This is a genomic window from Brachybacterium phenoliresistens (genome assembly GCF_000576425.1).
Lineage (GTDB): Bacteria > Actinomycetota > Actinomycetes > Actinomycetales > Dermabacteraceae > Brachybacterium > Brachybacterium phenoliresistens.
In genome coordinates this window covers 21024-45377 of sequence record NZ_KK069991.1, presented here as the reverse complement: position 1 = coordinate 45377, position 24354 = coordinate 21024, and the positions used below count along the sequence as shown (strand labels likewise).

Below are 24354 nucleotides of genomic sequence, written 5' to 3'. Positions count from 1 at the left end.
TACCTGTTCCTGCTGCCCGCCTTCGCGGTCTACGCGGCGTTCTCCCTGTACCCGCTGCTGCGCGCGGCCCAGTTCTCGCTCTACGACTGGTCGGGCTTCGGCCCCTCCACCTTCGTGGGCCTGTCCAACTACCTCGACCTCGCCGGGGACGCCGCGTTCCGCGCCGCCATCGGCCATGCCCTCGTGCTCATCGTGTTCTACGCCGTGCTGCCGCTGATCGTGGGCCTGGTGCTGGCGGCCATCCTGCGGCGCGGGCAGGTGCGCGCCATGGGCATCTTCCGCACGGTCATCTTCCTGCCCCAGGTGATCGCGCTGGTCGTGATCGCCGTGGCCTGGCGGCAGATCTACGCCCCCTCCGGCCCGCTGAACCAGGCGCTGCGCGCCCTGGGCCTGGACTCCCTCGCCCGCGGCTGGCTGGGCGACCCCGGCGCCGCCCTGCCCGCCGTCGGCTTCATCGGCACCTGGCTCGAGATGGGTCTGGTGATGCTGCTCCTGCTGGCCGGGATGAGCCGCATCCCCAACGACCTGTACGAGGCGGTGCGCCTGGACGGCGCCGGTCCCGTGCGCGAGTTCCTCGCCATCACCCTGCCCTCGGTGCGCGGGGAGATCGTCGTCGCCCTCGTGCTCACGATCATCGCGGCGCTGAAGACCTTCGACCTGGTCTACCTCACCACCTCCGGCGGGCCCGGCCGCGCGACCACCGTGCCCAGCTACGAGGTGTACCGGCGGGCGTTCGAGCTCAAGGACGTCGGCTCGGCGAGCGCCGTCGCCATCGTCCTGACCCTCCTCGTCTTCGTGATCAACCTGCTGGTCACCCGCATCGGGGAGCGACCGGCATGAGGGTCTCGCGCGCCGAGCAGATGATGAACTACGCCGTCCTGGCCCTGTTCGCGCTGTTCGCCCTGGCCCCGATCCTCACCATCGTCCGCACCGCCTTCGCCCCGCGGATCGGCGAGTCCCCCGGGCTGCACCCGGAGAACCTCCTGGAGGCGTGGCGCATCGGCGGCTTCGCCGAATCGCTGGGCCATTCGCTGGTCGTCGCGGTCATCGTGGTCACCTGCGCCGTGGTGCTGTCGGTGGGCGCCGGGTACGCCTTCGGGACCATGCGCTTCCGCGGCGCCGGGCTGCTGTTCCCGCTGTTCCTGCTGGGGCTGATGATCCCGGCGGAGGCCGTGGTCATCCCCCTGTTCTTCGATCTGCGCACCCTGGGCCTGACCGACACCTACGCGGCGATCGCCCTGCCGCAGATCGCCCAGTCCATCGCCTTCGGCACCTTCTGGCTGCGGGCGCAGTTCCGCTCCCTGCCGCCCAGCCTGCTGGAGGCCGCGGCCCTGGACGGCGCCGGCCCGCTGCGCGCCCTGACCCGCGTGCTGGTGCCGGCGTCCCTGCCCGCCGTCATCACCCTGGTGGTGCTGGTGTTCATGTGGACGTGGAACGAGTTCCTCATCGCCCTGGTGATGGCGCCCGCCGGCCGCCTGCGCACCGCCCCGCTGGGGCTGGCGACCTTCCAGGGCCAGTACACGGCGGAGAACTCCCTGCTGGCCGCCGGGGCCATCATCGTCGCGCTGCCGATGGTGATCCTGTTCCTCCTGCTGCAGCGACACTTCATCCGCGGAATGCTCGAGGGGGCCTCGAAGGAATGAGCACGCACCCGACCATCGACCCCGACCAGTGGGATCCGCTGGCGGCCACCCGATCGCCCGAGGACCCGCCCCTGGACGTGCTGCTGTCCGGGACGGTCTTCTTCGACATCGTCTTCACCGGCCTGGAGCGTATGCCGCTGCCGGGCCAGGAGCTGTGGTCCAAGGGCCTGGGCTCCAGCCCCGGCGGCATCGCCAACCTCGCCACCGCCACCTCCCGCCTGGGCCTGCGGACGGGGCTGGTCGCCGGCTTCGGGGACGACGCCTACGCGGACTGGATGTGGCAGACGATGAGCGAGGACGAGGGCATCGACCTGAGCGCCTCGCGGCGCTTCCCGTCCTTCCACTCCCCGGTGACCGTGTCGATCGCCGCCCACGACGACCGCGCCATGGTCACCCACGGCCACGACCTGCCCGAACCGCTGTCCTCGCTGATCGACCGGGCGCCCGCCTCCCGCGCCGCCGTCGTCGACCTCGCCGGGGAGACGGCCTGGTGGTCCCGGCTGGCCGCCCGCGGCACGCTGATCTTCGCCGACATCGGCTTCGACGAGACCGAGCGCTGGGACGTGGCGGACCTGGCCCCGCTGGCCCACTGCCACGCCTTCACCCCCAACGCGATCGAGGCCATGGGGTACACCCGCACCGACAGCCCGGACCGCGCGGTGCGCGCCCTCGCCGACCGGGTCCCGCTCGCCGTGGTCACCGACGGCGCCGCCGGCTCCTACGCGATCGACTCCAGCACCGGCGAGGAGGCGTACTGCCCCGCCGTGCCCGTCACCGCCCTGGACACCACCGGCGCCGGCGACGTGTTCGCCGCCTCCATCGTGATGGGCACCCTCGCCGCATGGCCCCTGGTGGACCGGCTCAAGTTCGCCTCGCTGTGCTCGGCCCTGGCGGTGCAGCAGTTCGGCGGCTCCCTCGCCGCCCCCGGTTGGGGAGACATCTCCGACTGGTGGGCCGCCCTGAGCAGGGCGACCGCCGATGGCGACCTGCGCGCCGCCCACACCCGCGACGGCTACCGCTTCCTCGAGCGCGTCGTCCCCGATCACCCCGTCCAGGGCCGCCGCCGCGCTCAGGGCACCTTCGCGCTGCGCTCGGACGCCGGAGCGCACTGAGAAGAGGGGCAGGCGGAACCCCCGCACGGAACACCGCGTTCGAAGGAGAACACATGTCCCCCACCCTGTCCCGCCGATCCCTGCTGCGCGCCGGAGGCCTGCTGGGCGCCGCCGCCGGCGCCGCCACCCTCGACCTGACCCTCCTCACCCCCGCCGAACGGGCCCTCGCCGACGAGGCCGTGAAGCTCGACGTGCTGTACATCGGCGCCCACCCGGATGACGAGGCGTGGACGCTCGCCGCCCTGGGCCAATGGCACGAGCTGCACGGGCAGCAGGCCGGCGTCATCACCATCACCCGCGGCGAGGGCGGCGGCAACGCCGTGGGCCTCGAGGAGGGCCCGCCGCTGGGCCTGATCCGCGAGGAGGAGGAGCGCCGCGCCGTCGGCATCGCCGGCATCGAGCACGTGTTCAACCTCGACGCCGTGGACTTCTTCTACACCCTGTCCGCGCCGCTGTCGCGGGAGGTGTGGGGCGGCCGCGACGTGCTGGGACGCATCGTCCGGGTCATCCGGGCGACCCGCCCCGACGTCATCATCACGATGAACCCCTCCGCGGTGGAGGGGAACCACGGCAACCACCAGCAGGCGGCCATGTACGCCGTCGAGGCCTACCTCCTCGCCGGGGACCCGGAGGCGTTCCCCGAGCACCTCGAGGAGGGCTTCTCCGCCTGGGCTCCGCGCCGTCTGCTGCGCTCGGGCTCCAACGGCACGGGAGGACTGGGACCGGACGCCGTCGAGGCCGGGTACCAGCCCGCCGTGGCCAGCGACCTGGTCTACGGCGCCTGGAACGGGACGCCGAGCGCCGAGCACGGGAAGCGCTGGAGCGCCCTGCGCGACGAGGCGGTCTGGTCGTACCGGACGCAGGGCTGGTCGGTCATCCCGCCCTCGCCCACCGATCCGGAGAAGATCCCCTCCACCTGGTTCACCCTGATCGCCTCGCGCACCCCGCTCGTCGAGCCGACCAGCGGCGACGAGGCCGCCCTGCGCGGCGCGAGCCTGCCCGTGGACGGCGGTCTCGCGCTGGGGACCCTGCTGGAGGCATCGGCCTCGACGTTCACCGTGCTGCCGGGCACGCCGCTGGAGGTCACCGTCTCCCTGAGCTCGCCGGGGCGGGCGACGCCGCAGGCGAGCGTCGACGTCGAGGTGCCCGCCGGCTGGTCGACGAACGGCCCCGTCGACCTGCCGACCTTCCCCGCCGGCCAGACCCGGCAGGTGACCGTCCAGGTCACGCCGGGAGCGGATGCGCAGCCCGGCACGGACGTGCTGCTGCGCGCCCGCGTCAGCACGAAGAACCGCGGCAGCGGCTGGAACGCCGTGCCGGTGCGGGTGGGAGGCCCTCTCGAGGCCGGTCTCGAGAACCGGCCCGAGGTGCTGGACTTCCTGGCCTGGACCGAGGAGCTCGGCATGCAGCACCTCGACGCGCTGGTCCCCACCCGGCGCTCCCTGCCGGTCGGCGGCTCGGACCGCTTCGCGGTGATCGTCCGCAACCATGCCGACGCCCCGCGCAACGGCACCGTCGAGATCGAGCTGCCCGAGGGCTTCGCGGCGGACCCTCCCGTGCTCGACGTCGCCGACGTCCCCGCCGGCGGGACGGCCCGCCTCGAGGTCGAGATCATCAGCACCGACCCGAGCCTGCCGACCGCCAACCGTGCCCCGGACGGCGGGGTCTACCCGGTCTCCGTCCATGCGAGCGCCGACGGGATCACCTCCACCGCCGCCCAGGGCCTGCATCTGGTGCCGCGCCTGGTCGCCTCCCGGACGCCCGGGGCCACGGCCGACGGCGTGCGCGGGGGCGGCGAGTATCCGGGCGAGGCGCTGGACATCGGCACCCTCTGGGAGGGCCAGCCCGTCGAGCCGGCCGATGCCTCCGGGACCGTGCAGGTGGCCTACGACGACGAGGCGCTGTACGTCCACGTCGCGGTCACGGACGACGTGGCCGGGGCCGTGCTCGGGGCCGATGACGACAAGCAGCGCTTCCGCACCGACTCGGTCGAGATCATGATCGATCCGCGCGGGGACTCCCAGCACACGGCCAGCACGTTCATCCTCGGGCTGCTGCCCGCCGTGCTCGAGGCCGATGGCACCACCCGGGTGGGCGGCGGCCGCGACCACGACAACCACCAGGGACCCCTCTCCGAGACGGCCCCGGGGGTGCGGATCGCCTCGCAGGTCACGGACCCGTACACGGGCTACGAGGTGGAGGCGCGGATCCCCTTCGCGGATCTTCCCGATGCGATCCGCCCGGACCGCATGGGCCTGAACGTCGTGGTCTACGACTCCGACACGCAGGACCGCACCGGGCAGTCCCGGATCGGCTGGTCGACGTTCCCGGGCGTGCAGGCCGATCCGTACCGCTGGGGCGTCCTCGAGCTGCCGGGGCTCGCGCAGGAGGAGTCCGATCCGCGCGAGCCGACCATCCCCTCGACCGCCGCGCAGTCCGTCGCCTCCGGCCCGTCGATCGTGCAGGCCTCCGCGGACGGCGTGGGTCTCGGGGGCAGGCCGAGCCTCGGCGAGGACGCGCTCGTGCTGTCCTCGGTGCGCGCCGCAGGCGGGCAGGTCACGGCCCGGGCGCAGCTCGCCTCGGGCGGGACCGTGCGGGCCTTCCTGGTCCGTGACGGCGAGACCGTCGGCGCGGCGGAGCCCGTGGAGTCCGCCGCCGGCGCGGTCGACCTGGCCCTCGACCTCCCGGACGGGGACACCGAGGGCCTCGTGCTGGCCGTCTCCCTCGAGGCCGAGGGCCGCGCCGCCGCGGCGAGCGCGATGCTCTGAGCCGCCCCGCCTTCGGCCTTCGGCCCACGGCCCACAACCCACGGCTACCGGCTACCGGCCGCCGGCTGCCGGAATCGGCCGCCTATACCCGACAGCCGATGCCGGCACCCGACACCGAGTGCCGGCATCCGGCCGTCGGGACATGCGCACGTCACGGGTGCCGGTGCGCCGTGCGCCGCGCCTGCGAGGATGCGGCGGCGCGGATCTGCGCGAGGGACGGTGCCGGAGCTCCCCCGTGCTGGAGAAGGTTCCTCAGGCTCAGGAGCAGCACGAGGGAGTCCCCGAGGTCGTCGGCCGTCGGGCGGAGCAGGCACCAGCCGCTCTCCGCGAGGGCGACCGCGCGGTTCGCGGGCCACAGACGCCTGGCCTGTGCAGGCCCCAGGAGATGGTCCGTATCGATGCCCACGCGCCATGTCGGCCATCCGAGCGCGACCCGGTGCGGCGCCCCTCCGTCGCTCCCGCCGACCACGACGGGCCCGAGCTCCGGGTCGACGAATCCCGCGGCCCGCACCATCAGACGGATCAGCGTCTCCGCACATGAGCGCGACGGGCGTCGAGCACGCCGGGCCGCGCTGCACACCGCCTCCGCCACTGCCGCAGACGCCCGGGTGAGGGCATGCGTGACGACTCCGTCGAGGCTGAGCCCCGGAACGACGGCACCGGGGCGACCGGGGCGGACCAGGCTCTCCAGCATGATCGTCAGGTCCCACGGCAGAAGATCCGGCGCGAGCTGGCAGACCACGTCGTACGGATGGCAGACCTCGATCTCGGCGACGAGGACTCGTGCCACCGGCGGACTCGCGTGCAGCGTGCACCCCGCGACCTGCCGGGATCGATCCCCTGGCTGCACGGCGTGCACGCGCGGCACCTCACCGAGTACGGCGGTCCGGTCGGCATCGGCGCCAGAGGGACCGCACCGGTCCGGGAGGGCGAGCCCGAGGAGAACGGCAGCGCTTTCGTGGCTGATCACAGCGCCGGCTCTCACCTCGTTCTGCAGGACACGGCACGCCGTCTCGAGGGTGGCCGGCCGAGCCGACGGCGTGAAGTATCCGCAGAACACGCGGATGTACCGCTCCGAGGCGAGCTGTCGAGGATGGACGCCCCTGCGCAGCCACTCGCGCCGATGCAGCAGCTGCCCCGAGCCGGCATCGTCCTCCTGGTCATCGCGCACGCTCCGACGCTAGGCGCCGGTCCCCGCCCCGGTCAGTCATGGTGCTCCGATGTGGAGCGCAGTCCCCTGGGGAGGACCAGCACGCGTCCCCCAGGCACGAGGACGACAGGCGCACCTCGGGCCTTCGTCCTGGGCGTCGCGACCGGCGGACGAGACGCCTCCCGGGGCGTTCCAGCGATTGTCCCGTTTTGTTCCACTTTCATCGCCGAAGTGGCTCTGGAGCCTGCAATTTCTCGAGTCCCCGGAACAGATGACCCGGGGTCCTCACCGGACTCTGCCCCGATCCCTTCTTCCCTCGCCCACCGTCACTCCCGTGCTCTTGCCCGGCGCTCACGCGGTTCTTGCCCGGCTCTCGCCCGGCTCTCGCGAGCAGCGAAACCCCCGGACCCGCCCCTCGGAACTGGGTGACGGCGCTCACGTCTCGCGGTAGCGTCGTGGGCATGAAGAAGATCATCGACGCCGTGGACGATGTCGTCGTCGACGCGCTGCGCGGAATGTCCCTGGCACACCCCGATACCCTGCGCGTCGACCTGGACCATCGGCTGGTCCTGCGCGCGCAGCCGAAGGACGACGGCAAGGTCGCGATCATCTCCGGCGGCGGCAGCGGCCACGAGCCCCTCCATGGCGGCTTCGTGGGCCACGGCATGCTGGACGCCGCCTGCGCCGGCGAGGTGTTCACCTCCCCCGTCCCCGATCAGATGACGGCCGCGATCGCCGCCGTCGACCGCGGGGCCGGCGTGCTCCAGATCGTCAAGAACTACACCGGCGACGTCATGAACTTCGAGATGGCCGCCGAGCTGGCCGACGCCGAGTCCGGCATCGCGGTGCGCTCCGTCATCACGAACGACGACGTCGCCGTCGAGGACTCGACCTTCACCGCCGGGCGGCGCGGCGTGGGCGGCACAGTGCTGGTGGAGAAGATCGCCGGCGCCGCAGCGGAGGAGGGCCTGGACCTCGAAGCCGTCACCGCGGTCGCCGAGCGCGTCAACGCCGGGGCCCGCTCGATGGGCGTGGCCCTGACCTCCGCGACCGTGCCCGCCAACGGCAAGCCCTCCTTCGAGCTCGGCGAGGACGAGGTGGAGATCGGCATCGGCATCCACGGCGAGCCGGGCCGCCGCCGCGAGAAGCTCGCCCCCGCGAAGGACCTCGCCCGCACCATGCTCGAGCCGATCCTCGCGGAGCTGCCCGGCGAGGGCCCCGTCCTGCTGTTCGTCAACGGGCTCGGCGGCACGCCCCTGCTGGAGCTGTACATCCTCGCCGCCGATGCCCACGAGATCCTCGCCGAGGCCGGCATCGAGGTGTCCCGCCACCTGGTCGGCAACTTCATCACGAGCCTCGACATGGCCGGCGCCTCCCTCACGCTGCTGCGCCTGGACGAGGAGCTCACCCGCTGGTGGGACGCCCCCGTCTCCACCCCCGCCCTGAGGAAGGGGATCTGATCGCCATGGCCGACGCCCTCACCGCCCTGACCCCATCGGACCTCGCCGCCTGGCTGCGCCGATCGAGCACGCTGCTGGCCGAGCACGTCTCCGCGCTGAACGAGCTGGATGCCGCGATCGGCGACGCGGACCACGGCAGCAACATGAAGCGCGGCTTCGCCGCCGTGGTCACCGCCCTGGACGCCGAGGAGTTCGCCGACATCCCCGCGCTCATGAAGAAGGTCGGCATGACGCTGGTCTCGAGCGTCGGCGGCGCCTCCGGCCCGCTGTACGGGACGTTCTTCCTGCGCCTGGGCACCTCCCAGCCCGGCGCCACGCAGCTGGATGCCGCGGACCTGCTGGCCGCCCTGCGCGCCGGGGTCGGCGGGATCGAGCAGCGCGGCAAGGCGACCGTCGGCGAGAAGACCATGCTCGACGCGTGGGCGCCCGCCCTGGATGCCTTCGAGCAGGCGTCCACCGGCGAGGACGCATCGGACCTCGCCGCGGCCGTCCGCGCCGGAGCGGAGGGGGCGGAGCAGGGCCGCGAGGCCACGACCCCCCTGCAGGCCTCCAAGGGACGCGCCTCCTACCTGGGCGAACGCTCCATCGGGCACGTCGACCCGGGTGCCGCCTCCACCGCGCTGCTGTGGCAGGCCCTGGCGGAGACCGTCGCCGGGCAGGAGGGATCGGCATGACCGGGATCGTCGTCGTCTCCCATTCGCGCGCGCTGGCCGAGGCGGCGGCGGACCTCGCCCTGCAGATGGTCCGCGACGGCGCCCCGCGCATCGAGATCGCCGCCGGCATCGAGGAGCCGGGCGGCGGCACCGCCCTCGGCACCGATGCCGCCGCGATCAGCGCCGCCATCGAGGCCGCCGCCGACGACCAGGGCGTCGTCGTGCTGATGGACCTCGGCTCCGCGATCCTCTCCGCGCAGACGGCGCTGGAGTTCCTCGACCCGGAGCTCGAGGGCCGCGTCCACCTCACCTTCGCACCGCTGGTCGAGGGCCTGGTCGGGGCGGTCGTCACCGCCGCCTCCGGGGCCGATGCCGATGATGTCGCAGGTCAGGCCGAGATCGCCGTGGAGGCCAAGCGCCTCCAGCTGGGTGTGTGACCCCGCCGACGCCGAAGTTCCCGAGCAGGTTCCCAGGAAACGAGCCGCGAGAGCGCGTACCGTAGGCGGTGCAGAGGGAGTACTTCACCTCGGCATGCCCGTCACTTCGGATCCGCCAACGGATACCCGGGCTGTCGGTCCCGCCTCTGGGACGAAGGAGACTCTGGCGCCACGCCACCGTCTCCGGAGGACCCTGTGCAGATCACACCCCTCATCTGGGCGATCACGATCGCCGTCACCATCGCCTTCTTCGTGTACGAGTTCTTCGCGCACGTGCGGAAGCCCCATGAACCGGGCCTCGGCGAAGCCGCCCGCTGGTCCGCGTTCTACATCGTCCTGGCCCTGCTGTTCGGCGTGGGCATCGGTGTCACCTCGGGCTGGGGGTACGGCGGCGAGTACTTCGCCGGCTATCTCACCGAGAAGGCCCTGTCGATCGACAACCTCTTCGTGTTCCTGCTGCTCATGACGAGCTTCGCGGTGCCGCGCGTGCACCAGCAGAAGGTGCTCATGATCGGCATCGTCATCGCGCTGATCATGCGCGGCGGCTTCATCGCGGCCGGCGCTGCGGTGATCGACAACTTCTCGTGGGCCTTCTACGGCTTCGGGGCGCTGCTGCTGGTCCTGGCCTGGCGGCAGGCCTTCGGCGACCACGACGCCGACCCGGCCGACAGCCGGCTGATGCGCCTGGTCCGCCGCGTGCTCCCGGTGACCGACACCTACCACGGCGACCGCCTGACCGTCCGCCAGGACGGGCGCCGCATGGCCACCCCCATGCTGCTGGCGATCCTCGCCCTGGGCGTGGTCGACCTCGTCTTCGCGGTCGACTCCATCCCGGCCATCTACGGCCTCACCTCCGAGGCGTACATCGTGTTCACCGCGAACGTCTTCGCGCTGATGGGGCTGCGCCAGCTGTACTTCCTCATCGGCGGACTGCTGAAGCGCCTGGTGTACCTGGCCCAGGGTCTCGCCGTGATCCTCGCCTTCATCGGCGTGAAGCTGGTGCTGCATGCCCTGCACGTCAACGAGCTGGGGTTCATCAACGGCGGCGAGCCCGTGCTGTGGGCTCCGGAGATCCCGATCTGGCTCTCGCTGCTGTTCATCGGCGCGACCGTGGCCGTCGCGACCGTCGCGAGCCTCGCGAAGACCCGCGGCGCCGCCCCGGGCACGGACGCGGATACGGACACGGACACAGACGCGGACTCGACCGGGCGCTCGGTGCCTCCGTCGGAGCCCGGCACCACGGCGGAGGACGCCGCGCGCCGCTGACCCCCTGCCTCGCGCGGCGCGGGCATGTGGCACCCTGGCCGCATGCCTGCGCCGCGGATCGTCATCACCTACTGCACCCAGTGCCGCTGGCTGCTGCGCGCCCAGTGGTACCAGGGCGAGCTGCTGCAGACCTTCGAGCAGGAGGCCGGCGAGATCGCGCTGGTGCCCGCGACCGGCGGCGTCTTCCGCATCGACGTGGACGGCGCGCACGTGTGGAACCGCAAGCGCGACGGCGGCTTCCCCGACATCTCCGAGCTGAAGCGCCGGGTCCGCGACCTCATCGCCCCGGGCCGCTCCCTCGGCCACGCCGACCGCGCCGCCGCGGCCCCCGCACCGGGCGAGCACGACCGGCCCTCCGGGAGCCCCGCACCGGGAGAGTGACGGGGGCGAGGCTCCCAGCCCGCGCTCCAGCCGAGTGACGGGGCCAGGCGACCTACCAGCGCTCCCTGCGCGCGACGGAACGGGAAGGCCCCGGTCAGTCGCACGACGGACCGGGACGGCCCGGACGACCCCGGTCAGGCGGCGGGACCGCCGAGGCGACGTCGGCGCACCGCGGCGGCGAGGTCCTCGAGGATCCGGGCGGTCTCGTCCCAGCTCATGCAGGCGTCGGTGACGCTGCGGCCGCGCACCAGCGCGGCGGGGCCGGCGGCGACGTCGAGCGTCTGCGCTCCGGGCAGCAGGTTGCTCTCGAGCATGACGCCGCTGATGGCGGAGCCGTCCTCGGCGACCTGGGCGGCGATCTCGCGGGCGACGACGGCCTGGCGCTCGTGGTCCTTGCCGCTGTTGGCGTGGCTCGCGTCGATGATCAGCCGGGGGCTGCGCCCGGCCGCCGCGAGGCGCTCGGATGCGGCGCGCACATGCTCAGGGCCGTAGTTCGGGCCGTCGGCGCCGCCGCGCAGGATCACCGAGGTGTCCGGGTTGCCGGTGGAGGTCACCAGGCTCGCCCGGCCGTCGGCGCCGATGCCGAGGAAGGACTGCGGGGCGGCGCTCGCGCCGAGGGCGTCGATGGCGACCTGCAGCCCGCCGTCGGTGCCGTTCTTGAAGCCGATCGGCATCGACAGCCCGGAGGCGAGCTGGCGGTGGATCTGGCTCTCGGTGGTGCGCGCCCCGATCGCTCCCCAGGAGACGAGGTCCGCCGTGTACTGCGGGCTGATCGGCTCGAGGAACTCGGTCGCGCAGGGCAGCCCGAGCCCGACGACGTCCCGCAGGAACGCCCGGGCGCGGCGCAGGCCGGTGGCGATGTCGTGGCTGCCGTCGAGGCGCGGGTCGTTGATCAGGCCCTTCCAGCCGACGGTGGTGCGGGGCTTCTCGAAGTAGGCGCGCATGACCACCAGCAGGTCGTCGCGGTGGCCGATCGCCTCCCCCACCAGGTGACGGGCGTAGTCGAGACCGGCCTCGGGATCGTGGATGGAGCAGGGGCCGACGATCACCAGCAGGCGGTCGTCCTGGCCGCGCAGCACGGCGCGGACCTCCTCGCGGGTGCGGCGCACGAGGGCGACGTCGGTGGGCTCGGCCGGCAGCTCGGCCCGCACCTGCGCGGGGGTCGGCAGCTCCGTGAAGGCGGCGACGTGCAGGTCCTCGGTGCCGACGGCGACGGCGGGCGCAGCGGGGACGGCGGGCGCGGCGGGGGCGGTGGTGTCGAGAGGGGTCATGGTCTGCTCCTGGGAGAGGGGCGGACCCTGCGCAGAGCCCGCCGGAAACGGCGAAGGGCAGAGCGTTCGCTCTGCCCTGTGGCTCTGGAAGTCGGCGTGCGTCTATGCCCGCTGCGGCCCCTCCAGAGCCGAGCAGTCATACGCATAGCGACGATCGATCACGCGGCGATCGTAGCGCACGCCCCGCCCCGCCGCACCCGACGTCCGTCGGCCGGGGCCCGCAGACCGCGAGCCGCGGCCCCGGTCGACGGCGCCGGCGGCACGCGGGCGGGATCCCCTCAGGCGCGGATCGGCAGCCAGTCCAGGACGTCCTGGATGCTGGTGTCCCAGAAGTCCCAGGTGTGGTTGCCCGGGCGCAGGCGGGACTGCATCGCCACGCCCTTCTCCTCCGCCGCGGCGATGAAGCCCCGGTTCAGCATGACCAGCGGATCCTCGGTGCCGCAGTCGAGGAAGAGGGCCGGCAGCGACTCCGGATCGGCCGCGCGCAGCAGCCCCACCAGGTCGTCCTGGGTGCCATCGGGGCGCTTCCCGCCCCAGATCCGCTCGGCCAGATGCCCCTGATGCACGTCGAGGCCTTCGAGGGCGACGAGGTCCACCACCCCGGACAGGCTCGCCGCGGCGGCGAAGCGCTCGGGATGGTTCAGGGCCAGCTTGAACGCGCCGAAGCCGCCCATCGACAGCCCGGCCACGAAGGTGTCCTCGCGGGCCGTCGAGATCCGGAAGGTCCGCGCGAGCAGCTGGGGCAGCTCCTCGGAGAGGTAGGTCCAGTACGCCTCGCCGAGCGCCTCGTCACAGTAGAAGGACCGCCCGACCTGCGGCATCACCACGGCGATGCCCTTCTCGCTGGCGTAGCGCTCGATCGAGGTGCGCCGCTCCCAGATGGTGCAGTCGTCGCTCAGCCCGTGCAGCAGGTACAGCACCGGCACGCCGTCGCCGTGGGCCGGGGCGGCGTCGTCCCCGCCCATGCCGATGCCGGCGGCCGCCTGCGGCATCAGCACGGTCAGGCTGGTGCCCATGCCGAGGGATTCGGCGAAGATGTCGGTGCGCATGCGGATCATGGAGCCTCCTGAGCCGGGGTGGTGGGGCGGCGGGCTGCCACCCCGGATTCATCCAACCTCATGGGACGGCCGATGGGGAGTCCGTGATCCCGGGAGTCCTGGCTCCGCGCCCCCGCCGCCACGTTCCCGTCCGCCGGGCGCGTGCGGCGGACGCGCCCCGGCGGGACGCCTACGATGGGCTCATGACTGCGAGGACGCCGGCGTGGGTGCGGGATGCGATCTGCTACCAGATCTATCCCCTGGGATTCTGCGGCGCCCCGCAGCACCGCGACGACCTCGTCGCGACGAGCTACGGGCTGACCGACGGCGAGCACGTCGTGCACCGCCTGGGGCGCATCGAGGGGTGGCTGGACCACATCGTCTCCCTGGGGGCGAACGTGCTGATCCTGAACCCCATCGCCGATTCCGTCAGCCACGGCTACGACACCCTGGACCACCAGCGGGTGGACCCGCGGCTGGGGAACCAGGCCGATGTCCAGCGCCTGCTGGCCGCCTGCCACGAGCGGGGCGTGCGGGTCGTGCTGGACGGCGTCTTCAACCACGTCAGCGAGCACCATGCGGTGGTCCGCGCGGCCCTGGCCGGCGGCCCCGACAGCCCGGAGGGGTCGCGGATCCGCTGGGCCGGCGCCCACCCCTACGGCTTCGAGGGCAATCCCGACCTGGTGGAGCTGGACCTCACCGACGAGGCGGTGCAGGAGGCCGTGGTCGAGACGATGAGCGCCTGGCTGCAGCGCGGCGCCGACGGCTGGCGGCTGGACGCCATGTATGCGGCGGGGCCGGAGGCCTGGGCGCCGATCATCGCGCGGCTGCGCGAGCGCCACCCGGAGGCGTGGATCCTCGGCGAGGTGATCCACGGCGACTACCCGGCCTTCGCCGCCGCCTCGGGCGCGGACTCGATCACCCAGTACGAGCTGTGGAAGGGCATCTGGTCCTCGCTGCACGACCACAACCTCTTCGAGCTGCGCCACGCGCTGAGCCGCCACCAGGACTTCCGCGCGGAGGACGGCGGCGCGCTGCCGCTGACCTTCCTCGGCAACCACGACACCACCCGCATCGCCTCCCAGCTGGCCGACGGCCGCGACCTCGCCGCCGCCATCGCCCTGCTGGCCCTACTCCCGGGCGTGCCCGCCCTCTACGCCGGGGACGAGTTCGGGGCCGTCGGCGTCAAGGAGGAGCGCGCCGGCGGGGACGACGCCGTGCGCCCCTCCTTCCCCGACGACCCGGCCGATGCCGCCTCCGCGCTCGCCCTGCTGAAGCCCGAGGCCGCGCCGCGGATCGTGGAGGCGCATCGGCGCCTGCTGGCCCTGCGCCGCCGCGAGCCGTGGCTGATCAAGGCCGATGTCACGGTGCGGGAAGAGACCCTCTCGCACACTTTCGCCGAGATCGTGCTGACCCCCGGATGCCAGCTGCCCATGCCGCCGCTGGTGCTCGCGATCAACCTCGGCGAGGACGAGGTCGCGACCGACCGGGAGGTCCTCGAGGTCGTCTCCGGCGCCGACATGGTCGACGGGACGCAGCGGGTCCGCCCCGGCACCGTCCCCGCCCACGGGATCGCCGTCCTGCGCTGAGCGCGCCCGCGCATCGCGCCCGCGCATCGGGCGCGTACATCGGGCAAGCGCATCGGGCACACGCATCGGGCACGCGCATCGGGCGCGAGCATCGGCCGCGGATGCGCGGGATACCGCATGGCGCCCGCCGGGCCGAGGAGCGTAGGCTCGGAGGCATGAGCACCGCGATGACCCTGAAGCCCGCCCGGAACGTCGCCAGCGCCCCCGTCGTCGCCCTCGGGCTCGTCGGCGGCTGGCTCACCGCGCGGGAGACGGGGATCCGCCCGCTGGGCGGCGTGGTGCTCGCCGCGGCCGGCCTCTATGCCGGCCGCACCTGGCTGGCCCGTCGCGGCCCGGCCACCGCCGCCGCGCTGGGGGCGACGTACGTGCTGGGCTTCGGCCTCTCGCACCCGCTGGCGAAGAAGATCGGCTCCTGGCCCGCGGTGCTCACCGTGACGGCCGCAGCCGCCGGCGCCGCCGCGCTGCTCAGCGACGCCTCCGACCAGGACTGGATCCCCGAGAACCCTCAGCCCTGAGAGCTCGGGCCGCACGGGACCCACGCGCCGCCTCCGGGCGGGCTCCCGGCGGCATCGGACCGGCTCTGCCCGCTCTCCGGAGCCGGTCGCTCCCTGCTCCTCGTCCCGGTCGGTGCTCCCGCAAAGAATCTGCATCGACTGCAAAAGACTCGGCCAGGTTCCGCCCAGAGGTCCGACCTTCTGGATAGGCTTGCTGCTGCGGCACCGACCGCTCCCTTCCACGACCGGCACGGCCAGCGAGCCCTGCCCGGTCTTCTTGCCCCGCACCTTCGCGCGACGCCGCGCTTCCTCGATAGAGGTCTCTCCTCATGATTGCGACCATGGCCCGCCTGTGGCAGACGGTCCGCCCCATTCGCCTCCGACTCCTCCTGGGCCTGCTCAGCGCCCTCATCGCCTCGATCGTCGCCCTGCTCATCCCGCAGGTGCTGGGCGCCGTCGTCGACCAGCTCGACGCCACCCCGACCGCCGCCGTCGTGTGGACGGGCGGCGCCGTCGCCATCGGCCTCGGCCTGGTCGAGGCGTCCCTCATCTACCTGCGCCGCGTCTTCGCCGTCTCCCCGGCGACCCTCATCGAGAAGGGCATCCGGGTCGACTTCTACCGCAAGGTGCAGCACATGCCCGTGGCGTTCCACGACGCCTGGGGCTCCGGACAGCTGCTCTCGCGCATGATGAGCGACATCTCCACCGTGCGCCGCTGGATCGCCTTCGGCCTGATCATGCTGGTCGCGAACTCCGTGACCATCGTGGTGGGCCTGGCGTTCCTGTTCAGCGAGAGCGTCATCCTGGCCCTGATCTTCATCGCCGCCGCCGTGCCGGTCTCGATCATCGCCTACCGCTTCAGCGTCCGCTTCCACACGCTCTCGCGCCTCTCGCAGGACCAGAACGGCGATCTCGCCACCACCATCGAGCAGTCCGTCCAGGGCATCCGCGTGCTCAAGGCCTTCGGCCGCGGCCCCACCGCGCTGGAGGGCTTCGCCGAGCAGGCCGACGAGCTGCGCCGCACGGAGGTCCGCAAGGCCACCGCGATGGCCCGGTTCGACATGTTCATGTTCATGCTGCCCGAGCTGGCCCTGGGCGTCGCCCTGTTCACCGGCATCCACCTCACCGCCCGCGGCAGCATCACCCCGGGCGATCTGGCCGCCTACTTCGCCACGGCGGTGCTGGTCATCGGCCCCGTGCGCATGCTCGGCAACCTGCTGGGCCAGGCGGTCAACACGACCACCGCCCTGAACCGCCACTACGAGGTGATGGACGAGGTCAACACCATCACCTCCCCGGAGCAGCCGGTGGCCATCCCCGCCGGCCAGGCCCGCGGCATCGTCCGCCTCGAGGACGTCCACTACCGCTACCCCGACGCCCCGGACCACATGGACGACGTCATCGACGGCGCCACCCTCGAGATCCGCCCCGGGGAGACGATGGCGCTGGTGGGCGTGACCGGCAGCGGCAAGTCGACCCTGCTGCAGCTGGTGCCGCGCCTGTACGACGTCACCGGCGGCCGCGTCACCATCGACGACGTCGACGTGCGCGACATGGACCTCGAGACGCTGCGGTCGCTGACCGCCGTCGCCTTCGAGGACGCGACCCTGTTCTCCGACTCCGTGCGCTCGAACGTGCTCATCGGCGCGGACCAGTCCCTGTCCGAGGCCGAGGCCGAGGAGCTGCTGGAGCTCGCCCTCGAGACGGCCGATGCCACCTTCGTCCATAACCTGCCCGAGGGCGTGGACACGCGCATCGGCGAGGAGGGCATGAGCCTCTCCGGCGGCCAGCGCCAGCGCCTGGCGCTGGCCCGCGCCATCGCCGCCCAGCCGGCGGTGCTGCTGCTGGACGACCCGCTGTCCGCCCTGGACACCAAGACGGAGGAACGGGTCACCGAGCGCCTGCGCGAGGTGCTGCAGGGGACGACCACGCTGATCGTCGCCCACCGCACCTCGACCGTCGCCCTCGCCGACCGCGTCGCCCTCATGGACGACGGCAGGATCACCGAGGTCGGCACCCACGCGGAGCTCATGCGCCGCTCCTCGCAGTACCGCTACGTCATCGCCCACCAGGCCGAGGAGGCCCGCCGCGACCAGGACATCGAGACCCTCACCGGGGAGCTCGACCTGCGCGCCGTCCAGACCGGGGAGGAGACCCGATGACCACGGCACCCGCCGGGAAGGCCGCCGAGCGCGAGGAGGACGCGGAGAGCCGCGTCCTGTCCGCCGAGGAGAACCGCGAATCCCGCCGCCGGACCCTGCGCCTGCTCGGGGAGCTCCTCGCGCCCGTGAAGGGCCAGTTCGTGATGATGAGCGTGATGGTGGTGATCGCCCAGCTGGCGGTCGTCGCCGGCCCGCGGATCATCGCCTACGGCATCGACCACGCCCTGCCCGCCCTCATCGACGGCGATGCGTCGCTGACGATCCGCGCCGGGCTGCTGTACATCGGCGCCGCGATCGTCGGCGGCGTGCTGACCTTCGGCTACGTCCGCCAGGGCACCGTCGTGGGCCAGCGCATGCTGTTCGGCCTGCGCAAGCGGGTCTTCCGCTTCACCCAGAAGCAGGACCTCGAGTTCCACGAGCGCTACACCTCGGGGCGCATCGTCTCGCGCCAGACCTCCGACATGGAGGCGCTGCGCGAGCTGCTCGACTTCGGGGTCGACATCATCGTCGGCTCCTCGCTGTCGATGGTGTTCACCGTCGTCCTCATCGTCTCGATGGACTGGGTGACCGGCGCGGTCATGCTGCTCATGCTGGTCCCCGGCGTGCTGCTGACGATCTGGTTCCAGAAGCGCTCCCGCGAGGAGTACCGGGCGATCCGCACCCACTCGGCGCGGCTGATCGTCCACTTCGTCGAGGCCATGGCCGGAATCCGCGCGGTGAAGGCCTTCCGCAAGGAGGACCGCAACCAGGCCGCCTTCGACCAGCTCTCCCAGGACTACCGCGATGCGTCGCTGCGCTCCATCCGGGTGTTCGGCATCTACCAGCCGGCGCTGCGCATCCTCGCCAACACCACCATCGCCGTGGTGCTGCTGGTCGGCGGCTTCCGGGTGCTCGACGGCTCCCTGTCGGTGGGCGTGCTCGTGGCGCTGGTCCTGTACTCGCGGCGGTTCTTCCAGCCGATCGACGAGCTGGCCGGCTTCTACAACGCCTTCCAGTCCGGCGTCTCCGCGCTCGAGAAGATCGCCCAGCTCCTGGCCGAGCAGCCCAGCGTGAAGGAGGCCGAGCGTCCCACGCCGCTGCCCGACTCCACCGGCCAGGTCGACTTCGAGGACGTCTCCTTCCGGTACACGGCCGACGGCCCGCTGGTGCTGAAGCCGCTGAGCCTGCACATCCCCGCCGGGCAGACGGTCGCCCTGGTCGGGCAGACCGGCGCCGGGAAGTCCACGGTCGCCAAGCTGATCTCGCGCTTCTACGACGCCACGGAGGGCCGGGTGACGCTGGACGGCGTGGACCTCCGGGACGTGTCGATGGAGGACCTGACGCGCAACATCGTCATGGTCACCCAGGAGGCGTACCTGTTCTCGGGCACGGTCGCCGACAACATCGAGCTGGGCCGGCCCGGCGCCTCCCGCGAGGAGGTCGAGGCCGCGGCCCGGGCCATCGGCGCGGACACCTTCATCGAGGCCCTGCCCTACGGATACGACACCGACGTGAACAAGCGCGGCGGCCGCGTCTCCGCCGGGCAGCGCCAGCTGATCTCCTTCGCCCGCGCCTTCCTCGCGGACCCGAAGGTGCTGATCCTCGACGAGGCGACCAGCTCGCTGGACATCCCCTCCGAGCGCATGGTGCAGGAGGGCCTGACCCGCCTGCTGGGCCGGCGCACGGCGCTGATCATCGCCCACCGCCTGTCCACCGTGATGATCGCCGACCGGGTGCTCGTGGTCCACGGCGGCGAGGTCGTCGAGGACGGCTCCCCCGCGGAGCTGGTCGCCGCCGGAGGCCGGTTCGCGGCGCTGTACCAGGCCTGGCAGGACTCGATGTAGGAAGGACAAGAAGGGGGTACCCGTTTCGGGGGTGCCCGTTTCCGGGTCTGGGAAGTGCGCGCGCGGTCCCGTACCGTCGTTCGCGGGTGGTGCGGGCAGGTGGGCTGCGGCTCACGCTCTGCGCTGCTGCCGGACGCACCGTCCGGCAGCGGCGGAGTTCCGCGCCGCAGGCCCACCCCACCACGTCGCGCGCCCTCCGGGCGCCGCACGTCCCGCCGCCCGGTCCTCCCTGCGGCCGCTCCGGCGCGCCGGTAGACTGACGGCCCGCGGTTCCTCGCCGGGAACCGCTGCCGACATGCCGGCGCGGGCCTCCTGCGCCGGTGAGCTGGGAGGGACACGCCGTGGGCCACACCGTGGGCGCGATCGACGACCACCCCTTCATGGGCACGGTCCTGAGCGAGGTCGTCGCCCGGATCCCCGGCTGCGAGTTCGTGGGCCTGGCCCCGACCGTGGACGACTTCCTGCGCGAGCACCCCCGGGTCGACCTCGCGATCCTCGACCTCCGCCTGCAGGACGGCTCCGCCCCGGACGAGAACATCTCGATCCTGCGCGAGGCCGGGATCGCCACGGTCGTCTACACCTCCGGCGAGAGCCGCTTCCTGCTGCGCGGCGCCGCCCAGGCCGGGGCGGGCGCCGTGGTGCGCAAGTCCGCCCCCGAGGAGGACCTCGTCGCCGCCGTGCAGGCCGTCCTCGCCGGCGGCAACGTCATGACCGCGGATCTCGCCGCCTCCATCGACTCCGACGAGCGCCTGCGCGACGCCCGGCTCAGCCCGCGCGAGCGCGAGGTGCTGGCCATGTACGCCGACGGCCACACCACGGTCTCCGTCGCCCAGCGCCTGGGGCTGTCCGTCCACACCGTCGACAAGTACGTCAAGGACATCCGCGCCAAGTACGTGCGGGTCGGGCGGGAGAGCGGCACCAAGGTCGACCTGTACAAGCGGGCCGTCGAGGACGGGTTCATCGGGGAGCCGGGGGTCTGGTGACCTCCTCCGAGCCGGCGCACGCCTCCATGGAGGACAGCGTCACCCGGGTCCTCACCCTCGGCTACGCGCTCGGCGGACTCACCTTCGGCGCCCTCGGCACGCCCGCCCTGCTGCGCCAGTGGCACGTCTACCACCTGCTGTGGGACGTGTGCTCGATCCTCGTGGTGTTCGTGATGCCCCTGGTCCTGCTCGCCATGACCCGCCGCGCCCCGATCCGGGCCATCCGGCGGACCCTGCTGGGCACCGGGATCGCCGCCTTCGGCCTGCTGGCGACGCTGGTCCCGGCGATGCACTCCCCCGGCACGCTGGAGGAGGCGCCCTGGTTCACGCTCACGGCCGTGATCGGCGTGGCCGCCGTCTGCATCGCCGGGCGGACGGTGCTGGCCTGGATCTCCGCGGTCCTCGTCGGCGTCGGCATCGGCCTGGTGCGGCTGCTGGCCGGCCCGCCGGGACTCGAGGCGCAGGCCACGCAGGACGGCCTGTACCCGATCGTCTTCGGCGGCGTGCTGGTGGGCATGATCCTCCTGTTCCGCGACCTCGCCCGCCGCACCGACGAGGCCACCGACCGGGCGCGCGCCGAGGCCCGCGAGAGCGCGCGGCGCACCGCGGTGCGCGAGGAGGACCAGTGGCTGCGCCAGTTCCTCCACGACGAGGTGCTCAGCGTCCTCGTCCTCGCCGGCCGGGAGGACCCGGCGCTGCGCGAGAGCGCCCGCCAGCATGCCCGCACGGCCCTGCGCACCCTGCAGGACTCGGCCTCCCCGCGCGCGGCGCGGCAGCGCCGCGAGGGAGGGTTCGCGGCGCGGGACTTCGTCGTCCTGCTGCAGGAGACCGTCTACGAGATCAGCCCCGCCGTCGCCTTCACCTCCCAGGTCACCCGCAGCCGCCCGGTGCCCGCCGAGGTGCGCCGCGCCCTGGTGACCGCCGTCGGCGAGGCCCTGCGCAACAGCCTCCGCCACGCCGGCGGCGCGGAGGAGCGCGCCGTGCAGCGGGCCGTCGAGGTCCGCCTGCGCGACGAGCGGATCGACATCCGCGTCCTCGACGACGGCGTCGGCTTCTCGATGGCCGGCGTGGGCTGGGACCGCATGGGGGTGCGCGAGAGCATCCTCGGGAGCATCGCCCGACTCCCCGGCGGCGAGGCACGGGTGATCTCCGCCCCCGGCGAGGGCACGCAGGTGGAGATCTCCTGGACACGGCCGGGGGTGAGGTGATGCAGCCGTGGATCGTCCTGCGCAGCTCCCGGGCCGCCTGGGTGATCGCCGCCTGCCTGGTCCTCACCCACGCCGTGCTCGTCGCGCTGACCCCGGACATCAGACTGATCAGCGTCACCGTGATCGCCGGGCTGCTGGGGCTCGCCGTCGGCGCCGCGATCCTCATGCTCGACGGCGCTCCCCGGATGTCCCGAGCCCGCGCCGCCGCAGTCATCGCCACCGTGGCGCTCACGACCGCCGTCGTGGAGCACGGGCTGCCCTTCTCGGACGATCTGGGCTGGGCCGGCTGGCACTTCGGGGCGCTCACCTTCCTGCTGCTGGCGATGGCCGTGCGCGGCCGCGTCGGCATGGCCTGGGTCGGCCTGGCGGCGATGTTCCTGGTGACCCTCGTGTGGGCGCTGGCCGCCGGAGGGTCGCCCCTCGTCGCGGCCGAGCTGATCGTGCGCCATGCCGGGACGCTGCTGGTGGGCACCTGGGTCGCCATGGGCCTGGATCGGATGGGGCGGCGCCTGGACCGCGTGCGGGGATCGGCGATCGCCCGCGCGGCCACCGAGGTATCGGCCGCGGCCGCCGAGCAGGAGCGCCGCACCCGCATCGACGGGGTGCTGGAGCGGGCGATGCCGGTGCTCGAGGTGATCGCCTCCGAGGGCGGGATCGGCGAGGAGGACCGGGTGCGGGCGCGCGTGCTCGAGGCGGCGCTGCGCGACGAGATCCGGGTGCCCGGACTGGTCCGCCAGCGCGCCTTCACCGACGCGGTCGAGGCCGCGCGCCGCGCCGGCCGCGAGGTCCTGCTGCTGGACGACGCCGAGGACGCCCCGGAGACCCGCCGCGCCCGGGACCGGCTCACCCTCGCCATGGCGCCCGTGCTCGCGCGGGTCACCGATGCCCGCATGACCCTGCGCTTCTCCGGGCGGCCGGGCGCGTACCGCCTGACGCTCGTCTCCGACAGCCACGACGAGGTGCTGCGGTGGAACGACGAGGACGGGGTCAGCGGCGCGGAGGAGGCGGCGCTAACCCGCTGACCGCCGCCGAGGGCCGGTCCGGTGCCGAGGGCAGGTGCGGTGCCGCGGACCGGTGCGGCGCCGGCGCGTCCTCGGCCCCGAGGGCATCGGCGACGGCGTCGGCGACCGCGCGCCGCACCTCCGGCATCCCGGACCGCTCCCGCCGCGGGTGCACGGCGTTGGCCAGCACGATCACGCTCACGCCCGTGCCCGGGTCGATCAGCAGCGAGGTGCCGGTGAAGCCGGTGTGCCCGGCGGTCCGGGGCCCGGCCGCGAAGGACCCGGCGCCGCGGGGCCCAGCCGCGGTGGACGCGACGGTCCCGGCCCCGGCCGCGGAGGACCCGGTGCCGCGGGACCCGGCGCTGCGGGGCCGGGCGAGCGCGCCGTGGCTGGCCGCGGAGAGCTCCGTGCCCAGGCCCCGGCGGGCGCCGTCCGGTCCGGTGATCGCCGCGACGCGGTCGGTGAGCATCGCCGCCACGCTCTCCTCGGAGAGGATCCGCGCCGTCCCGCATCGGCCGCCGTCCAGCAGCGTCTGCGCGAGCACGGCCAGGTCGGAGGCGGTGGAGAAGATCCCCGCGTGCCCCGCGACCCCGTCCAGGGCGCGGGCCTTCTCGTCGTGCACGACCCCGCGCAGCATCGTGCCCGTGTCCGGGTCCCATTCCGTCGCGGCGATGCGGGGCAGGAGCGCCGCCGGGGGCCGATGCATGGTCTCGTCCATGCCCAGCGGCCCGGTGATGCGTGCGCGCACCACCGCGTCCAGGGGCCGGCCGGCGACCTCCTCGACCAGGCAGCCCAGCGCGATCATCCCGATGTCGCTGTAGACGTACTTCTCACCCGGCCCGGCGATCGGCTCGGTCTCCAGGGCCAGCTCCCGCCGGGAGGCGGGATCCGGGCGCTCGCGGTGCAGCGGCCGTTCGGCCGGCAGCCCTCCGGTGTGGGTGAGCAGGTGGTGGACGCGGACGCGGTCCTTGCCGTGCGCGGCGAAGCGCGGCAGATGCTGCGCGATGGGGTCCTCGAGGCCCACCTGCCCGGCCTCGACCAGCTGCAGCACGGCGATCGCCGTGAACAGCTTGGAGATCGAGGCGACGTCGTAGATCGTGTCCTCGCGGGCCGGGACCCGCTGGTCCATCGGCAGCTCGTGCTCGGCGTCGCGCCAGCGCACGGCCCAGCCCTCGGCGCATTCGAGGACGATCCGCCCGTGGCGGGCCACCAGGGCGCTCGCCCCCGCCAGGCGCGGCGGGGATGCCTCGACACCCTCGCGCAGGATCCCCGGGATCCGCGCGAGGGCCTCGGCGTCCAGCCCGACGGCGGCGGGCGTCGCGCGGCCGATCACGCGGCGTCGAGGACGGCGAGGAAGGCCTTCATCCAGGTGCCGTTGTCGGGCCAGGCGCGGGCGGTGACGAGCTTCCCGTCGACCACGGCGCCGCCGTCCTCGAACACGCCCCCGGCGGTCTCCACGTCGATCGCGAGCTCGGGATAGGCGGAGCTGGTGCGGCCCGGCAGGACGCCGGCCGCCGCCAGGATCAGGGGACCGTGGCAGGTCGCCGCGACCGGGGCGTCCTGCGCGAAGAAGTGCTGCACGATCCGCTGCGCCTCGGGGTTGTTGCGCAGGTACTCCGGCGCCCGCCCGCCCGGGACGACGAGGGCGTCGTAGTCGGCGGGATCCACGTCCGCGAGGGCGACATCGGCCTCCCAGGTGTGCCCGGGCTTCTCGGTGTAGGTGTCGAAGCCGTCCACGAAGTCGTGGACGACGAACTGGAGGCGGCGCTTCTCCGGGGCGCCGATGTGCACCTCGTGGCCGGCCTCCTGGAGCCGATGGTAGGGGTAGAACACCTCGAGCGTCTCCGCGGCGTCACCGGTGAGGATGAGGATCTTCTTCGACATGGGAACTCCTCCTGGAGAGTGCTGGGGCACCA

Annotated in this window: 21 protein-coding genes; 16 read left to right on the top strand and 5 right to left on the bottom strand. The window is 73.3% G+C overall.

Features of this window, described 5'->3' with window-relative positions; all coding sequences use genetic code 11:
* Positions 1 to 3: 3 nt before the first annotated feature.
* From BF93_RS06645 to BF93_RS06630, 4 genes are read left to right on the top strand one after another with little or no spacing between them, the layout of a single operon-like run.
* On the top strand, positions 4 to 840 hold the full coding sequence (locus BF93_RS06645) for a carbohydrate ABC transporter permease (protein ID WP_038371805.1): 837 nt from the start codon (positions 4 to 6) through the stop codon (positions 838 to 840).
* Positions 837 to 1643 (top strand): carbohydrate ABC transporter permease, encoded by an 807-nt coding sequence (locus BF93_RS06640; RefSeq protein WP_038371535.1) that lies wholly within the window; start codon positions 837 to 839, stop codon positions 1641 to 1643. Before BF93_RS06645 ends, BF93_RS06640 begins: the two co-directional genes overlap by 4 nt.
* Positions 1640 to 2755 carry a carbohydrate kinase family protein gene (locus tag BF93_RS06635; RefSeq protein ID WP_038371533.1) on the top strand — a complete coding sequence of 372 codons (1116 nt, stop codon included), beginning with the start codon at positions 1640 to 1642 and terminating at the stop codon, positions 2753 to 2755. The genes BF93_RS06640 and BF93_RS06635 overlap by 4 nt, the downstream gene beginning before the upstream one ends.
* Positions 2756 to 2808: 53 nt before the next feature.
* Complete coding sequence (locus BF93_RS06630; protein WP_051486630.1) at positions 2809 to 5523, top strand: sugar-binding protein; 2715 nt, start codon at positions 2809 to 2811, stop codon at positions 5521 to 5523.
* 151 nt (positions 5524 to 5674) lie between these two features.
* Here the strand turns inward: BF93_RS06630 and BF93_RS06625 are convergent, their stop codons facing one another.
* Complete coding sequence (locus BF93_RS06625; RefSeq protein WP_038371532.1) at positions 5675 to 6694, bottom strand: hypothetical protein; 1020 nt, start codon at positions 6692 to 6694, stop codon at positions 5675 to 5677.
* Between the two features lie 440 nt (positions 6695 to 7134).
* Here BF93_RS06625 and dhaK point away from each other — a divergent pair, with 440 nt between their 5' ends.
* The 5 genes from dhaK (at position 7135) to BF93_RS06600 (ending at position 10870) form a co-directional block, all read left to right on the top strand.
* Entirely contained in the window at positions 7135 to 8133 is a 999-nt protein-coding gene (dhaK, locus tag BF93_RS06620) for a dihydroxyacetone kinase subunit DhaK (RefSeq protein ID WP_038371803.1), read from the top strand.
* A 5-nt stretch (positions 8134 to 8138) separates the two neighbouring features.
* Positions 8139 to 8807 (top strand): dihydroxyacetone kinase subunit DhaL, encoded by a 669-nt coding sequence (gene dhaL, locus BF93_RS06615; protein ID WP_038371531.1) that lies wholly within the window; start codon positions 8139 to 8141, stop codon positions 8805 to 8807.
* The gene (dhaM, locus tag BF93_RS06610; RefSeq protein WP_038371529.1) at positions 8804 to 9223 is read left to right on the top strand and encodes a dihydroxyacetone kinase phosphoryl donor subunit DhaM; all 420 of its coding nucleotides are present in this window, start codon (positions 8804 to 8806) and stop codon (positions 9221 to 9223) included. Before dhaL ends, dhaM begins: the two co-directional genes overlap by 4 nt.
* Before the next feature lie 195 nt (positions 9224 to 9418).
* Positions 9419 to 10489, top strand: a complete 1071-nt coding sequence (locus BF93_RS06605) for a TerC family protein (RefSeq protein WP_084148324.1) — start codon at positions 9419 to 9421, stop codon at positions 10487 to 10489.
* Between the two features lie 42 nt (positions 10490 to 10531).
* Positions 10532 to 10870, top strand: coding sequence for an Rdx family protein (locus tag BF93_RS06600; protein WP_038371528.1), 339 nt, complete (start codon positions 10532 to 10534; stop codon positions 10868 to 10870).
* Between the two features lie 134 nt (positions 10871 to 11004).
* On the opposite strand, the gene BF93_RS06595 is transcribed toward BF93_RS06600, so the two are convergent.
* Positions 11005 to 12141, bottom strand: a complete 1137-nt coding sequence (locus BF93_RS06595; protein WP_038371527.1) for a 3-deoxy-7-phosphoheptulonate synthase — start codon at positions 12139 to 12141, stop codon at positions 11005 to 11007.
* Between the two features lie 278 nt (positions 12142 to 12419).
* Positions 12420 to 13199 carry an alpha/beta hydrolase gene (locus tag BF93_RS06590; protein WP_038371525.1) on the bottom strand — a complete coding sequence of 260 codons (780 nt, stop codon included), beginning with the start codon at positions 13197 to 13199 and terminating at the stop codon, positions 12420 to 12422.
* A 182-nt stretch (positions 13200 to 13381) separates the two neighbouring features.
* Here BF93_RS06590 and BF93_RS06585 point away from each other — a divergent pair, with 182 nt between their 5' ends.
* The 7 genes from BF93_RS06585 (at position 13382) to BF93_RS06555 (ending at position 22459) form a co-directional block, all read left to right on the top strand.
* Positions 13382 to 14767, top strand: a complete 1386-nt coding sequence (locus tag BF93_RS06585) for an alpha-amylase family glycosyl hydrolase (RefSeq protein ID WP_038371524.1) — start codon at positions 13382 to 13384, stop codon at positions 14765 to 14767.
* A 155-nt stretch (positions 14768 to 14922) separates the two neighbouring features.
* Positions 14923 to 15282, top strand: a complete 360-nt coding sequence (locus BF93_RS06580) for a hypothetical protein (protein ID WP_038371523.1) — start codon at positions 14923 to 14925, stop codon at positions 15280 to 15282.
* Between the two features lie 308 nt (positions 15283 to 15590).
* Positions 15591 to 17423, top strand: coding sequence for an ABC transporter ATP-binding protein (locus BF93_RS06575; protein ID WP_038371522.1), 1833 nt, complete (start codon positions 15591 to 15593; stop codon positions 17421 to 17423).
* Positions 17420 to 19246 carry an ABC transporter ATP-binding protein gene (locus BF93_RS06570; protein WP_038371520.1) on the top strand — a complete coding sequence of 609 codons (1827 nt, stop codon included), beginning with the start codon at positions 17420 to 17422 and terminating at the stop codon, positions 19244 to 19246. Before BF93_RS06575 ends, BF93_RS06570 begins: the two co-directional genes overlap by 4 nt.
* A 320-nt stretch (positions 19247 to 19566) precedes the next feature.
* Positions 19567 to 20229 (top strand): response regulator transcription factor, encoded by a 663-nt coding sequence (locus tag BF93_RS06565; protein ID WP_038371518.1) that lies wholly within the window; start codon positions 19567 to 19569, stop codon positions 20227 to 20229.
* On the top strand, positions 20226 to 21437 hold the full coding sequence (locus BF93_RS06560; RefSeq protein ID WP_038371517.1) for a sensor histidine kinase: 1212 nt from the start codon (positions 20226 to 20228) through the stop codon (positions 21435 to 21437). Before BF93_RS06565 ends, BF93_RS06560 begins: the two co-directional genes overlap by 4 nt.
* Positions 21437 to 22459 (top strand): hypothetical protein, encoded by a 1023-nt coding sequence (locus BF93_RS06555; protein WP_038371516.1) that lies wholly within the window; start codon positions 21437 to 21439, stop codon positions 22457 to 22459. Before BF93_RS06560 ends, BF93_RS06555 begins: the two co-directional genes overlap by 1 nt.
* Here BF93_RS06555 and BF93_RS06550 read toward each other — a convergent pair.
* Positions 22425 to 23771, bottom strand: coding sequence for a serine hydrolase domain-containing protein (locus tag BF93_RS06550; protein ID WP_051486629.1), 1347 nt, complete (start codon positions 23769 to 23771; stop codon positions 22425 to 22427). The two genes, BF93_RS06555 and BF93_RS06550, sit on opposite strands and share 35 nt — an antisense overlap.
* Entirely contained in the window at positions 23768 to 24322 is a 555-nt protein-coding gene (locus tag BF93_RS06545) for a DJ-1/PfpI family protein (protein WP_038371514.1), read from the bottom strand. Before BF93_RS06545 ends, BF93_RS06550 begins: the two co-directional genes overlap by 4 nt.
* Positions 24323 to 24354 lie beyond the last annotated feature (32 nt).